16 protein-coding genes are annotated in these 15,028 nt (G+C 35.1%); 11 read left to right on the top strand and 5 right to left on the bottom strand.

Translation table 11 applies throughout. The annotated features are described in order from the left end of the window. Window positions 1-4 precede the first annotated feature (4 nt). The 6 genes from hisA to hisIE all read left to right on the top strand — a co-directional run bounded on the left by hisA (window position 5) and on the right by hisIE (window position 3,939). Window positions 5-769 carry a 1-(5-phosphoribosyl)-5-[(5-phosphoribosylamino)methylideneamino]imidazole-4-carboxamide isomerase gene (gene hisA, locus AACZ49_RS05010; RefSeq protein ID WP_339652325.1) on the top strand — a complete coding sequence of 255 codons (765 nt, stop codon included), beginning with the start codon at window positions 5-7 and terminating at the stop codon, window positions 767-769. Next, complete coding sequence (locus AACZ49_RS05005) at window positions 762-1,277, top strand: DinB family protein (protein WP_339652324.1); 516 nt, start codon at window positions 762-764, stop codon at window positions 1,275-1,277. Before hisA ends, AACZ49_RS05005 begins: the two co-directional genes overlap by 8 nt. A 35-nt stretch (window positions 1,278-1,312) precedes the next feature. Beyond that, window positions 1,313-1,591, top strand: a complete 279-nt coding sequence (locus AACZ49_RS05000; RefSeq protein ID WP_339652323.1) for a GIY-YIG nuclease family protein — start codon at window positions 1,313-1,315, stop codon at window positions 1,589-1,591. A gap of 40 nt (window positions 1,592-1,631) precedes the next feature. Continuing rightward, window positions 1,632-2,387, top strand: a complete 756-nt coding sequence (gene hisF / locus AACZ49_RS04995; protein WP_339652321.1) for an imidazole glycerol phosphate synthase subunit HisF — start codon at window positions 1,632-1,634, stop codon at window positions 2,385-2,387. Between the two features lie 108 nt (window positions 2,388-2,495). Further along, a complete protein-coding gene (locus AACZ49_RS04990) occupies window positions 2,496-3,188 on the top strand; it encodes an aspartate/glutamate racemase family protein (RefSeq protein ID WP_339652319.1) in 693 nt (230 codons plus the stop codon). Window positions 3,189-3,330: 142 nt separating this feature from the next. Next, on the top strand, window positions 3,331-3,939 hold the full coding sequence (gene hisIE / locus AACZ49_RS04985; RefSeq protein ID WP_339652316.1) for a bifunctional phosphoribosyl-AMP cyclohydrolase/phosphoribosyl-ATP diphosphatase HisIE: 609 nt from the start codon (window positions 3,331-3,333) through the stop codon (window positions 3,937-3,939). A gap of 18 nt (window positions 3,940-3,957) precedes the next feature. Here hisIE and AACZ49_RS04980 read toward each other — a convergent pair whose 3' ends face one another. From AACZ49_RS04980 to AACZ49_RS04960, 5 genes are all read right to left on the bottom strand, one after another. Beyond that, the gene (locus tag AACZ49_RS04980) at window positions 3,958-4,680 is read right to left on the bottom strand and encodes a class I SAM-dependent methyltransferase (RefSeq protein WP_339652313.1); all 723 of its coding nucleotides are present in this window, start codon (window positions 4,678-4,680) and stop codon (window positions 3,958-3,960) included. A 14-nt stretch (window positions 4,681-4,694) separates the two neighbouring features. Continuing rightward, on the bottom strand, window positions 4,695-5,105 hold the full coding sequence (locus tag AACZ49_RS04975; RefSeq protein WP_339652311.1) for a GNAT family N-acetyltransferase: 411 nt from the start codon (window positions 5,103-5,105) through the stop codon (window positions 4,695-4,697). Window positions 5,106-5,160: 55 nt separating this feature from the next. Further along, window positions 5,161-6,873, bottom strand: a complete 1,713-nt coding sequence (gene ggt, locus AACZ49_RS04970) for a gamma-glutamyltransferase (RefSeq protein WP_339652309.1) — start codon at window positions 6,871-6,873, stop codon at window positions 5,161-5,163. 705 nt (window positions 6,874-7,578) lie between these two features. Then, a complete protein-coding gene (locus AACZ49_RS04965) occupies window positions 7,579-7,875 on the bottom strand; it encodes a hypothetical protein (RefSeq protein ID WP_339652307.1) in 297 nt (98 codons plus the stop codon). Between the two features lie 177 nt (window positions 7,876-8,052). Next, complete coding sequence (locus tag AACZ49_RS04960; protein WP_339652305.1) at window positions 8,053-8,898, bottom strand: DUF1853 family protein; 846 nt, start codon at window positions 8,896-8,898, stop codon at window positions 8,053-8,055. A gap of 163 nt (window positions 8,899-9,061) precedes the next feature. On the opposite strand from AACZ49_RS04960, the gene AACZ49_RS04955 reads away from it, so the two are divergent. The 5 genes from AACZ49_RS04955 to corA all read left to right on the top strand — a co-directional run bounded on the left by AACZ49_RS04955 (window position 9,062) and on the right by corA (window position 15,009). Then, window positions 9,062-10,210 (top strand): VWA domain-containing protein, encoded by a 1,149-nt coding sequence (locus tag AACZ49_RS04955; RefSeq protein WP_339652303.1) that lies wholly within the window; start codon window positions 9,062-9,064, stop codon window positions 10,208-10,210. A gap of 104 nt (window positions 10,211-10,314) precedes the next feature. Further along, window positions 10,315-10,728, top strand: coding sequence for a hypothetical protein (locus AACZ49_RS04950; RefSeq protein WP_339652301.1), 414 nt, complete (start codon window positions 10,315-10,317; stop codon window positions 10,726-10,728). An 8-nt stretch (window positions 10,729-10,736) separates the two neighbouring features. Next, window positions 10,737-12,206 (top strand): magnesium chelatase, encoded by a 1,470-nt coding sequence (locus AACZ49_RS04945; RefSeq protein ID WP_339652299.1) that lies wholly within the window; start codon window positions 10,737-10,739, stop codon window positions 12,204-12,206. Between the two features lie 890 nt (window positions 12,207-13,096). Further along, the gene (locus AACZ49_RS04940) at window positions 13,097-13,882 is read left to right on the top strand and encodes a tRNA pseudouridine(38-40) synthase TruA (RefSeq protein ID WP_339652297.1); all 786 of its coding nucleotides are present in this window, start codon (window positions 13,097-13,099) and stop codon (window positions 13,880-13,882) included. A 32-nt stretch (window positions 13,883-13,914) separates the two neighbouring features. Then, window positions 13,915-15,009 (top strand): magnesium/cobalt transporter CorA, encoded by a 1,095-nt coding sequence (gene corA, locus AACZ49_RS04935; RefSeq protein ID WP_339652295.1) that lies wholly within the window; start codon window positions 13,915-13,917, stop codon window positions 15,007-15,009. Window positions 15,010-15,028: the final 19 nt, after the last annotated feature.

The following is a 15,028-nucleotide window of genomic DNA, read 5'->3' as shown; positions in this document are numbered from 1 at the left end:
AAACATGAGAATTATTCCTGCAATTGATATTATTGATGGTAAATGTGTCCGTCTTTCCAAAGGCGATTACGATACTAAAAAAATATATAATGAAAGTCCTTTAGAAGTTGCTAAAGAGTTTGAAGCCCATGGCATAAACTATTTGCATTTGGTAGATTTGGACGGAGCAAAATCGAAGCATATTGTAAACCATAAGGTATTGGAACAAATAGCTTCCCAGACTAGTTTGCAAATAGATTTTGGTGGCGGATTAAAGACGGATAATGATTTGCGGATTGCTTTTGAAAGTGGGGCCAAACAAATTACCGGTGGCAGTATTGCCGTTAAAGACTCTGATACTTTTCTTGGTTGGATTGAAAAACATGGTGCAGGGAAGATAATTTTAGGCGCAGATGCTATGGATGAAAAAGTAGCCGTTTCTGGATGGCAAGAGGAATCTAAAGAGGAACTTATTCCGTTTATTAAGTCATATCTATCAAAAGGAATTCAATATGTTATTTGTACCGATATCAGTAAAGACGGTATGTTAGAAGGTCCGTCGTTTGATTTGTATCGGAAAATAATAGAAAATATAAATGTCAGTCTGAGCGCAGTCGAAGACCAAACTGTTCGTGCACTAAAATTAATTGCCTCCGGTGGTATTTCTACTTTTAATGAACTGCCCAAATTGGCAGAAATGGGCTGTGAAGGTACCATTATAGGTAAAGCCATTTATGAGAATAGAATCAGTTTAAAGCAGTTAGAATCTTATATTTTAAGTAATGGATAAAGAATCTCAATTAATTGAAGAATTGGTAAAGAATGCCCTGTACCGTATGGATGAAAGTACCCGAATGATAAAGAAAAGTCTTTCGGATATTTCAGATGAAGAGGTGTGGCAAAAACCGAATTCTTCATTAAACAGTATTGCGAATTTAATGCTTCATTTGTGTGGAAATATTTCACAGTACATTATTTCATCTTTGGGTGAAAATGAAGACAAAAGAAATCGTGACGCCGAATTTTCTGCCACTGGCGGACTCACCAAAGCAGAATTGTTGAAAAAATTGGAAGATGTTGTAGATACAGCGAAACGCGTAATTTTTGATGCAACGCCCAACCAATTGGTAAGAATGAGGTCTGTACAGGGGTTTACATTTTCTGGGGTAGGTATTATTCTTCATGCCGTGGAACATTATTCATATCATACCGGGCAAATTGCCTTTTGGGTAAAGCAATTAAAGAATACCGATTTAGGCTTTTATGATGGGGTAGATTTGAATGTAAAAAATGAATAACGTCACACTGAACTGGTTTCAGGGTCACACATCTTATGCAACAAAGCTTTGTAAATATTAAGACAAATAAGTACCGAATTACTTTTTATATTGGAGTAACTTCCAGTTTATCAAAAAGAATTTTGGAACATGCATTGGGTGAGGGTTCAAAATTCACTAAAAAATATAGTCTAGTGGATTTAGTTTATTTTGAAGAGTTTACAGATATTAATAGGGCCATTTCAAGGGAAAAACATTTGAAAAATTGTCATCTTGATTGGAAATTAAATTTTATCAAACAGAAAAATCCAACTATTCAGACCTTGGATTACTAAATAATGAGATCCTGAAACAAGTTCAGGGTGATGAAAAACTATGCTAGCAAAAAGAATAATTCCCTGTTTGGATATAAAGGATGGAAGAACCGTAAAAGGTGTCAATTTTGTTGATTTGCGCGATGCCGGTGATCCAGTAGAATTAGCGGAAATCTATAGTAAAGAAGGTGCTGATGAATTGGTTTTCCTGGATATTTCGGCAACGGAACAGAAACGAAAAACATTGGCCGAGTTGGTGTATCGTGTAGCGGAGAAAGTAAACATCCCTTTTACTGTTGGTGGCGGTATATCTTCAGTAGAGGATGTGGATATTTTACTTCAAAATGGCGCGGATAAAGTTTCTATAAATTCTTCTGCCGTAAAAAATCCGCAATTGATCAATGATTTGTCCGCAAAATTTGGCTCACAATGTATCGTTGTTGCCATTGATGCCAAACAGATTGCTGGAGAATGGATCGTTCACTTAGTGGGTGGTAAAGTACCAACGGAACGTAAATTGTTCGAGTGGGCAAAGGAAGTGGAGGAACGTGGTGCAGGAGAAATTTTATTCACTTCTATGGACCATGATGGGACTAAAGACGGATTTGCAAATGAGGCTTTGGCTAAATTATCGACGGAATTGAATATTCCCATCATCGCCTCTGGAGGAGCAGGAAACAAACAACATTTTACCGATACTTTTATTGAAGGAAAAGCGGATGCCGCCTTGGCAGCAAGTGTTTTTCACTTTAAGGAAATTGGAATTCAAGAATTGAAGATGGAGTTACGAGATAATGGTATTCCGGTACGTATTTAGTTTTCTGTTTGGCAAAATGTCATACAGCGTTTAGTCATAAAGATTGAAACATGAAAAGTCACATTGTTTATGCTTAGACAGAAAATAGTAATGAATAAGGCTTAAGAAATGAAAAAAATAGGTTTAATTGGAGGTATAACTTGGCAGTCTACACAGTTGTACTACCAATTGTTGAATTCTAAAGTTGCTGAAAAACTTGGCGGACAAAGCTCTTGCAAATGCATACTAGAGTCGGTAAATTTTGCTGATATTTCAACAAAACAAGCAGCAGGTGATTGGGATACTTTACATACCGAAATGACCGATATTGCAGTACGTTTACAAAATGCCGGTGCTAAAATTATTTTAATTTGTGCCAATACCATGCATTTAAGCGTGCCAGCCATTAAAGAAAAAATCACCGTTCCTCTATTGCACATAGCAGAAGTAGCGGGTAAAGTAGTTAAGGACAAAGGCTGTCAGAAAGTGTTGTTATTGGGAACCAAATATACAATGGAACTCGATTTTTATAAGGATGTTTTAAAGCATCAGTTTGGAATTGAAGTGCTGATACCGAATAAAGAAGACCGAGAAATAGTGCATACTATTATCTATTCCGAATTATCTAAAGGCATTATAACCAACGCGTCTAAAAAACAATATTTGGACATCATTAAAAAATCTAAAAAAGAAGGGGCTGAAGGTGTTATTTTAGGTTGTACCGAAATACCTTTGCTAATTCAGCAAGAAGATTGTGATATTGTGGTTATTGATACCACCAAAGAGCATGCGCATGCAGCTGTTGAATTCGCGCTTCAATAATTGTAGGTTGTTAAAAAAATAATTGGAGTTACCTTAAACTAGATTCAGAGTTAAATAAAAATTGAGCTCATCATAATGTGATTCTGAAATATATGCAGAATAACGGGCATGATTAAATTAAGAATGAAATATAAGTACAGATATGAAATTTAATACACCAAACTGGGATAAAATGAGTGACGGACTGGTACCTGCTATCATACAAGATGCACACACTAAAAATGTACTGATGCTGGGGTATATGAATGAAGATTCATTGGAGAAAACGATACAAACCGGTAAGGTTACTTTTTTTAGCAGGACTAAAAAACGACTTTGGACCAAGGGTGAAGAAAGTGGAAATTTCTTGAACCTTGTTTCCATTAAGAACGATTGTGATAACGATTCATTACTTATTTCAGTAAACCCAGTAGGCCCAACGTGCCATAAAGGAACCGATACTTGTTGGGAAGAAGAAAACAACTCTCAGTTCGGGTTTTTCTCTGAATTGGAAGTAACAATAGAACAAAGGCGTACGGCTGCGGATGATGAAAAATCTTATGTAGCATCTTTATTCAAAAAAGGGATCAATAAAATAGCCCAAAAAGTAGGGGAGGAAGCGGTAGAAACCGTTATTGAAGCAATGGATGATAATGACGCGCTTTTCCTTTATGAAAGTGCAGATTTGCTTTTTCACTATCTAATGCTTTTACAAGCTAAGGGTTTTACCTTAAAAGATATTGAGGCGGAGTTGATGAAGCGGAAAAAATAACTTGCAACTACTTTCAGATTATTTTATCACTTCATAAGAAGTCATGTAAGTCGTTGCATTCAATGAAATCTTTTCATTTGTGAAAATAGCCTGTAACTGCTTTACCGTTTTATCATAAATAGTAGTAATGCCAAACTTGTGAACCAATCTCGCATAGTTATTTTTTGAGGACAAAAGTAAATGGGCTAGGTCCGAAGGTTCGATATCTAGCTTAACTTGATTTATTTGTTCAATAATCAGCTTTATAAACTGTTCATTAAGCCCAGAAAAGTTTATCTGGTGGTCATAATTAGATGATGGTGTTGGTTCATTTTCAAGTCCTAATTGTTTGCAAACCGGTTCTAGAACTATTTCAAAATCATAGATAATTATTTTACATTTATTCTTAGCCACCCTTATAGTTTCATTAAGCACAGCTTGTGATTTGGCATAGAATAGAGAACCCGCAAAGGTTATGATATCAAATTCATCATTATCAAAATTGAGTGCATTAGAATCGGCTAGTTTATAGGTAATTCGAGAATGGTTTAGCGATTTATCTAACATTTCTTTGCTAGGATCTACACCAATTACTTTTTTACAAAAATTTGACAATGAAATAGAGGATCGTCCGGTACCACAACCAATATCCAATCCCAAAGTATAGGAGGGTTTAGAACTTAGATGTGATTTTAAAATCTCGGTATGTAAAGAAGGCCTGTAAGCGGCGTAATGCAAAGCTGTGATATGGTCGTATTCCATTGTCATAGGTGGTTTTAAAGTATTTTTTCCATTACTATATAATCAAAACCCTCTTTACTAAATGTTATCGCTGTTTCTTTTAAACCAAATTTGGCGTAGTAATTCGTTTTTTCTTTTCGGGCATTGCACCAAATTTTTAGTACTCTTTCCTTTTCGGCTACTTGCATAATTTCTGTAAGTAATTGGCTCCCTATACCTTGACCTTGGTATTCTTGTAGGGTAGCAAATTTTCGAAACTGGGCTATACTATTTTCAGTGAACAAAGAAATTACCGATACCAAGGTTTCATCCAAAAACAACCCAAAATGTCTTCCCTCAAAATCACTATTTAGTTTTATAAAATTCAAAGGTTTATTGGGCCACATAACTATTTGGCGAATAGGCCAAGTTTCTTCAGCGGTTATTTCTTGTACTTTTCGCACCATCTAACTTGTTTTATAGTGACAAAACTAAATATTCTGAATAAATTAAAATATCAATTTAATACCCCACCGCAGCGCCATCTGGGCTAGAAGAATCGGATGCGCCAATTAGAATTTTGTTTTCGGTATCTATTTGAATCCCCATCAGTTCCCCTAGTACATTGGTGGCTTCCAGGGTATGCCCCATGGCTTGTAAGTTCTTTATGGTGTCTGGTGAAAGAAGTCCGTTCTCATATTCTATGGTATTTGGTAACCACTGGTGGTGAATTTTCATTGCCTCAATGGCCTTGTCTACCCGCATATCATAAGCTAAAACATTGAGTACCGTCTGAAAAACGGTGTTTATAATGGTCCGCCCACCCGGACTGCCGATAATTAAATACGGTTTGCCATCTTTAGCCACAATAGTAGGCGTCATGCTGGATAGCATTCGTTTTTCAGGCTGAATTAAATTAGGGTCCGTACCAATGAGTCCGTCCGTAGTGGTTACGCCTGGTATTGGGTTAAAATCGCCCATTTCGTTATTGAAAATAAAGCCCAATTTTTTGGAACCCATCCCAGAACCATAGCTATGTTCCAACGTGTATGTAACGGATACCGCATTGCCTTGTGCATCCGCAACCGAAAAGTGTGTGGTGCTGCTACCATCGTATAGTTGCCCAAATTTGGTGGAATCACTGACCGATGCCTTGGTCATATCAATATTTTCGAATCGTTTATTCGCAAATGCTTTGGAGGTGAGTTTATCTAACGGAAGGTTTTCGTTAAAATCGGCATCGCCCATAAATTCTGCACGGTCCGCAAAAGCCCTGCGCATCACTTCGGCAACTAGATGCACGTATTCTGTAGAATTGAATTCAATGGTTTTTAAATCGGCCAATTCCATAAGGTTCATCATTTCCACTAAAGCCACACCGCCAGAACTGGGCGGTGGCATGGAGTAAATATCATAACCATTAAAAGTGCCTTTTATGGGATTACGTTCCACTGCATTATATTTTTTTAGGTCATCCATGGTGATGATACCCCCTTTCTCCTTCATGTACCGTACAATTTCTTTGGCGACTTTTCCTTTATAGAATCCATCCTGACCGTAATCACGAATTTCAATTAAGGTCTGGGCCAGTTCCGGTTGTTTCCAAAGTTCCCCAAACTCGGTAAAATCCCCATTATCCTTTTTAAAATACTCCTGTAGAAATGGAATAGGGGAGTTGGCGCTAAAAAAGGTCTCTGCTTCATAAAGGCTGTATGTCAATGGAAATCCGTTAGTAGCAATATCTATGGCCGGTTGTACCAAATCGGCCCAGGGTAACAAGCCATATTTTTGATGTGCCATATACATACCCGCAACGGTTCCTGGCACGCCAACAGACTTCGCTCCAATGTGGTTTGCGGTAGATTCCATTCCGTATAGATTCTTACCCTCGGGTAGGTTGCCTGCGCCATCTAAAAATAGGGTCGGCGATGACGCTAGCGGTGCCTTTTCCCGAAAGTCGATCGTGGTGGCATTTCCACTGGCATCCATAAAGACCAAAAAACCGCCACCGCCAATATTTCCTGCGGAAGGGTGTGTTACCGCCAAAACAAATGCCGTAGCCACGGAGGCATCAATGGCGTTACCACCTTTTTCAAGTATATCAACGCCTACCTCCGAAGCAATTTCACTGCTCGATACTACCATACCATTACGGCCATAGATTTGTCCATTTGCAATAGTGGTGATTAGTAAAATGAAAAGATAACTGAGTTGATATAGTTTTTTGGTTTTCATGGCGGTTAATTTATAGGGATTTGAATGGTTTTTAAACGGTTAATATATGGCTCCGTTGTGGAAAATGTCCAACGGACTTTTCCACTGTAGCCCTAAGTTACCAAATCAGGCTAGAATTTTCATATCGAAATTTCGACCGCCATGAGCTATACGTTGTAACCATTTCGTTGTTTATACTTGGTTTTAATTTTTTATTACGCTTTATTCTTCTATTTAATGCTATCCTAATAAATTATTTTGTAAAGGATACCAAATGTTTTTATCCGTCTTGTTCAGTAATTTTCAGCTAAAATTTAAGTTTTCACAATTCTTTTTAACTTAATAATTTAGAAATTGAATTAAATCAGTACTTTTTTTCAAACCAATATAACTAGCGAAATTTATGACTGCAATCAGTAAAAATATCATTCTAGGATTGCGAATGTCAATTCGCAATCCTCTATAATTAAAAGGTTCTTAGTCCATGAGTAGTCCAGTAAATACGAATGTGGAAACAATTCCAAGAATCAAATTCAAGTTTTTACTTTCCATTTAAATTATTGGGTTTTTGACTTTTTCACAATGATTAACAACGTTTATCTATGATTTGTTGCGGTGTGAAATCCAACAGGATTTTGGCTCTCAAACTAAACATATTGGATATGCGTGGATTTTCCGAATGGAAAATCTGCCCGCAAGTAATTATAGGTGTTTTTAGCAAATGTTTTATTTATAATTACTTATTCTGTTCTGATGTTTCTTAATATCATTTATCATAAATTCTAACATTTCACTTCTTTTTAAGTTGGTCTTTTTCGAGTATAAATCTTTTCTGATGTTAAGTAGCAAGTCGGAAAGGTGGGTTAACATGATTACTGCATATTCCTTGTTATCATTTTCGAAATCCTCTGGCTTAACATTAAAAAAGGCTTGCATTATAGCATCTAAAGCTAATTTAACCACAACAGCAATTATGGTTAGAATGATTTTCGAGGAATATGGATTTTCGGTTAAGGATTCCATGTGAATTGAGGTTTTAATGTTTGCTAACAAAGGGATATCAACAAATGCTATATCCAGCTTATATGTTTTCATCAAAAGCAACCTATTCATACCCGTAGAAAAAATCTGCTTTTTAGCAGTTATCAACCAAAAAAATATAATCTATTTCTTTTATTTTAAAATTTTTATACTTTTCCATCACCACCACACCATAAAAAACTTTTCAAACTCGGTGTCACTTCTTTTCATCCAAACCATAGGTGAATTTTGTTTAAGTAGCTGTTGTTCTATATATAATAACGTATTCGCATGCGAAGTCCATTCAGAAGTAGAAATGGGGTTTAAAACCCATTGCCTTTTATTGGGTATATAAAATTGGTAGGCTGTAAATGCTTCGGTTGTAAAGTCGGGTAATCGTAACCAATACCCAACAACACATTTTTCGTTTAGCGGGTCCATTTGTAGCGTCTTGACTGTATAAGGTTTAAAGAGTTGTGCCTTAAAACAGGTTTGATGTACTAAGCCGGTAATAGATATGCCCTTATCGGCCAATGCTTTTATACCAGCGGTGGAATGTAATAAAGTAAATTGCCTGTTCTTTATTTTTTCCATTTTCATGAAAAATGAATCACGTTTGTTGGGGCCTATCAATTGGTGCAAGGGTTCAACAATATCCGTATTTATAATATAGAATTTAAAGGTGAGTTCTACATGTATAATTTGTTCGGTAACAACATCCTTCAGTATAAAATCTATTTCACCTAAAGTCTGCTTTTCTTCACGAATAGGTAGGTTATAAACAAGCACTTTATACTGTTCCGAAATTTCTAATAGTTGCTTACAGGCATATTCTATTTGATGCCCCAGGCGCAAATTTTCTGGAATGGGAATGGTTGTGAAGTCGGACAAATCGATTATTGGAAATTTAAACTGCTCTATTCCATACTGCGTTTGCTCCCAAATCGGTGGCGTATCTATAAACCCTTTTATTTGTTTGATTGTTAATGGCTGTTCGTTGATGGCTCTTTTTTTTATAATGTTCAATTCGGCCATTTTAGGTAGCCATTTATTAGTTAGAATAGGTTTATTTCTTCTTTGCGTGTTTACCGATTTATATATAATTTAAATCTACCTAAAATATTAAACAATAACGTTAACATTTTATAAATACGACGGGCATCCAATTGAAATGTGTTAATTTTATAGTATGACTATGAATGTAAGAAAAGGGTATCGATTTCAAAAATATGAAGCTCCCGAACAATCTATTTTTGATAAGCTTTTTGATATTTTTCAAGAACTGATTATACATACTTCTGGCGATTTTGACGAAGCCATTGATTGGCTACAAGAATTGGACAAGGAATATGAACTAACCACCGAAGATTATACGATTGAAGATTTTATTGAGGAATTAAAGCAGAAAGGTTATATACGTGAAGAGTATGAAGATGGCGGTGGTGACGGCGATAAAGGTGAAGAAGGTAAGGGCGGTGATATTTCGATTACGGCTAAAATGGAACGTATTATTCGTCAGCGTGCATTAGACCAAATTTTCGGTAAACTGAAACGCAGCGGTACCGGCAACCATAAAACAGGTAAATCTGGACAGAGTGATGAACATACTGGCGATTTTAGAGAATACCGTTATGGTGATGGCCTTGATAACATTTCTATGACCGAGAGCCTTAAAAATGCCCAAATAAATCATGGTATGGGCAGTTTTCAGCTTAGCGAAGAAGATTTGGTTGTTGAAGACACGCAATATAAAGCGCAGATGAGCACCGTGCTAATGATCGATATTAGCCATAGTATGATATTATATGGTGAAGATCGTATTACACCAGCAAAAAAAGTGGCGATGGCATTGGCAGAACTTATTACTACCCGTTACCCTAAAGACACTTTAGATATATTGGTTTTTGGTAACGATGCATGGCCAATTCCTATTAAAGATCTGCCCTATTTAAAAGTGGGACCTTACCATACCAATACCGTTTCCGGTTTACAGTTAGCAATGGACATGTTGCGTAGAAAAAGAAATACCAATAAACAGATTTTTATGATTACCGATGGTAAGCCTAGTTGCCTGCGCATGCCCGATGGTACGTATTATAAGAACAGTGTGGGGCTTGATGATTTTATTGTAGAAAAATGTTATAATAAAGCGAGGGAGGCGCGAAAGTTGCATATACCCATTACAACCTTTATGATTGCACAAGATCCTTATTTAATGCAATTTATACGTCATTTTACGGAAGCCAATAAAGGCAAGGCTTTTTTCACCGGACTTAAAGGTTTAGGGGAAATGATTTTTGAAGATTATGAGGCGAACAGAAAGAAGCGGCTTAAATAGTATTTATTATTTATTACAAAGTATTGGCTATTTAGAAATATTTCAATTTTAAAACCAAAATAGAAAGCTAGTACAGATTATAGAATAGCAATTATAAACCGCTAATGAATACACATTACAACTTAAATGATTTAGAATTTGAAGAGCAGTTTAAAACGGGGGTTTTTAATGCAGCATTGTTCGATCATGAAGCGCATTTGAGACTTGCCTGGCTACAAATAAATAGATACGGTGTTGCAAAGGCAGAGGAGCATATTCACAATCAGTTGTTGGCATTTGTAAAACTTTTAGGAGCTGGCCATAAATACAATAAGACATTGACCATAGCTGGCATAAAAACAGTATATCATTTTATGTTAAGATCTGAATCGGATACTTTTAAGGATTTTATTCTTGAATTCCCAAGATTGAAACATAACTTTAAAGATTTGATGAATACGCACTATGGGTTTGATATTTTTAATTCGGAAAAAGCCAAAATAGAATATCAAGAACCAGATTTATTACCATTTGATTAAAAAAATATATGAAATTGAAGCATACAGAAATAAAAACATTAGGTCAGTTAGTAAAGGCCGGATATCAAACAAAAAAAATTAAGGATGAACTTCGCGATAATCTTCGCGATAATATAAAAGCCGGTAAAGATAGTTTTATAGGTGTTTGGGGGTATGAAGATTCGGTAATTCCAGAATTGGAACGTGCAATTCTTTCGCGACATAATATCAATCTTTTAGGCTTGAGAGGACAGGCAAAAACACGTCTAGCCAGATTGATGGTGAATCTGTTGGATGAATGGATACCTGTTGTCGATGGTTCAGAAATTAATGATGATCCGTTATTACCTATGTCGCGATATGCCTTAGAGCTTATTGCGGAAAAGGGGGAAGATACTCCGATTTCATGGTTACATAGAGATGACCGATTCTATGAAAAATTGGCCACACCAGATGTTACTGTTGCCGATTTAATTGGAGATGTAGACCCTATTAAAGCTGCAAATTTAAGATTATCATATGCCGATGATAGAGTGATTCACTTTGGAATGATACCGCGTGCAAACCGCTGTATTTTTGTTATTAACGAACTACCTGATTTGCAGGCCAGAATACAAGTTTCACTCTTTAATATTTTACAAGAGGGTGATATTCAAATTCGTGGTTTTAAACTTCGGTTGCCTTTAGACCTTCAATTCATTTTTACGGCAAACCCTGAAGACTATACGAATAGGGGAAGTATTGTAACGCCATTGAAAGATAGAATAGGGTCGCAAATTTTAACACATTACCCAGACGATATCGAAACGGCACGCAAAATTACCGAGCAAGAAGCTAAATTAGATGCCAGACAATTAGAAAGTATATATGTACCCGATTTGGCCAAGGATTTATTGGAACAAGTAAGTTTCGAAGCACGCGAGAGCGAATATGTCGATGCAAAAAGTGGAGTGAGTGCGCGCACCAGTATAACAGCATTTGAAAATTTATTAAGCACAGCAGAACGTAGGACATTATTAAACGGTGCAGATAAAACTATGGTTCGTTTAAGTGATTTTGCGGGAATTATACCAGCAATAACCGGTAAAATAGAATTGGTGTATGAAGGAGAGCAGGAGGGAGCTGACGGTGTTGCAGAAATCTTAATCGATGATGCCGTAAAATCATTGTTTCCAAAGTACTTTCCGAAAATCAATAAATTAGAACGTAAAGACGAAGAAACCGTGTATGACGAGTTATTGCATTGGTTTTTTCAAGGTGAGGGATTTGAGTTGTTGGATGATTTCACTGATGAAGAATACAAACGTGCTTTAGACAGTATACCTGCTTTAAATCAATTGATCAAGGACCATCAGCCAGAGTACCCAGAAAAAGATGTTTATTTCTTGAAAGAATTGTTATTGTGGGGCTTGGTATCCTACAAAAAGTTGAACAAGCAACGTTTTACTGATGGTTATGAATTTAAAGACCTATACAGTAGCTTCTTAAATGGTATTTAATACATCATATTTGTATATAAACAAAAAGCCCTCTCAATTATGAAAGGGCTTTTGTTTATTGGATTATTTCCAATGATCAACATGCTGATTCATATCATCAAAAAGATATGTTCCTACTATTTTTTTTCTGTAATCTATAGCTAAGTATGTAACGATTAAGAGTGAAATGTAAAGTAGTAATATAAAATATCCTAATGGTAAAAAAGTGCTGGGTATTAAGTGATTGTCGAAGCTATTGTAACTTAATAGAATGATTATGGTTTCTACAAGTTTGTAAACATAAACCAACGAGATAATGTATAGTAAATACTCAAGTGTGCGCATTGGTGGATCGCTCAATTCATCTTCCTTTATCTTAAACCATAAAACGTATAGAAAAATAAAATGTACGATTGATAGTAAAGGAAATATGTAATTGTCAATTTTAAAGAAATAAAACTTGTTTGTGTAAAGCCCGTAAAAACTAAAAATGTTTAATAATGCCAATATACCAACAGATAAAATTAATGTGCGTTTCCATGTTAGTATATTTTTAATAAAATTCATATTAATTTAGATTTAATGGTCTTGGAAAACCATTATTTTTTACTTCAAGAACGAGCAAGAATTCTCTTTATTTTAAACAATTCGACAAAAGGTATATTTTGTTGTCCAATCTCTTAAAACCTATGTAATTAAAACTTTAGTAGGATTATTTCTTAAAAAAAACATTACTATTTTTGATTATAAGGTTAACAATTACAGTACTTAAAACTACTTAATTATATCAACTAAAACACTACCTATAGTTTATTACAATCCTAAATCTCTAATTTATAAAAAAAGGATGAACATAAGAGTATTTTAATAATATACACAAGGTTACATGTATTGTATTTATTTTTACCATCATGAAGATTCAAGGTTTTTGCTATTTGGTACGGTTACAGTATTTAGGATTTAGATATAGTGGATGGCAAATACAGCCTAAACAACGTACTATAGTTGGTATGTTGAACAAAACGTTTGAATTTTTATATCCCAATAGAAGTTATAAGATATTAGGGGCTGGAAGAACAGATGCCAAAGTTTCTTCTTTAGATGGTGCGTTCGAACTTTTTTTAGAAGAGGAATTACAAGATTTAGAAAACTTTATTATAGAATTTAATAAAAATTTACCTTCTGATATTCGGTTGCTCTCCATAGAACCGGTAAGTCGAAATTTCAACATAATCAAGGATAGTAAAACCAAAGAGTATTTTTATTTCTTTTCTTTCGGATGTAAAAATCATCCTTTCAGTGCACCTTTTATAACAAATTATATAGAGGATCTTAATTTAGAAATCATGAAACAAGGTGCTGAATTATTTGTGGGCAGGCATGATTTTTCAATATACACGGCAAGTCTTAAGCCAAATACTAAAACAGTTAGAACCATTGAATCTTGCTGCATTGAGAAAAATGATGTTTTAACGGCTAATTTTTTTCCTGAAAACAGTTATATATTGAAAATTAAAGGGAAAGGTTTTATGCGTTATCAAATACGTATGATTATGGGTGTGTTAGTACAATTGGGTAAAAGTGAAGTTACCTTAAATCAAATTAAATTATCGTTGGAACCTGGCTCTCTTTTTAAGTTAAATACAATTGCACCTGGATCTGGTTTACTCTTAAACAAGCTAAATTTTAATAGTTAGAAAGGAGTTTTATTATATAAAAAAAATCATTTATGGCTTCAAACAAAAAACTAAACTTCCCAAAGAGAAAGAAGAGGAAGTCTCGTCAACAGAACAAAATGGGTAAGGCACCTGGCACCATTAGTTATATGGGCGATAAAGAACCAGGTGACAGCATTATTTATAGTACGACCTACGATGCCGATAATTTTGAAACCAAAGAGTTTATTGATCTCGATGAATTTATAAAAGAAGATAGGAGAAATAAGATTTCATGGGTAAATGTTGTCGGTATTTCTGATGAACCTTTCATAGAACGTATTGGCAAACATTTTAATTTGAATCCTTTAGTGTTAGAGGATATTGTAAATACAGAACAGCGCCCGAAAATTGATGAATATGATGATTATATTTTCGCTGTTTTCAGAATGCTATATATATCTGAGGAAGATGAAATAATAGGGGAGCATATTGCACTTGTGCTGCTCGAGAATACAGTTTTAGTCTTTCAAGAAGTCAAGGCAGATGTTTTTAATGGATTAAGAGATCGTATAACCGGTAAACTTGGTCGTATTAGAGTAAGAGGAGGCGATTATTTGTTCTTCGCGTTATTAGATGCTATAGTAGATAATTACTTTTTAGCAATCGAGAATTTAAACAATAGAATCGAAAGTTTGGAAGAAGAGGTTTACAACAATCCTGAGCCTATCGTTGCAAAGAATATTCAGCAGTTAAAAAAAGAAGTACTTAAGATAAGAAGATGGATCTACCCTGTAAAAGAATTGATTAGTAGATTAATAGATTCGGAAAACCCTTTAATTACAAAAGATACTAAACTCTTTCTAAGAGATGTACACGATCATACGGTTGAAATAAATGAGAGTTTACAGATTTACCGCGAAATGTCTATGAGTTTAATGGAGATGTACATGAGCAATATGAGTAATAAAATGAATGAGGTAATGAAAGTTTTAACCATTATGGCCTCAATATTTATTCCACTAACTTTTATTGCAGGTATTTATGGAATGAACTTTGATCACATGCCCGAATTACATGCTAAATATGGATACTACTATGTTTGGGCTGTTATGATTGTTCTTATTATTGGAATGATGTTTTACTTCAAAAAGAAAAAGTGGTTGTAGGTTTTCGTTTATTTCCACC

The sequence above is a fragment of the uncultured Maribacter sp. genome, from assembly GCF_963975365.1.
Classification (GTDB): domain Bacteria; phylum Bacteroidota; class Bacteroidia; order Flavobacteriales; family Flavobacteriaceae; genus Maribacter.
This window is presented reverse-complemented; position numbering and strand designations above follow the sequence as displayed.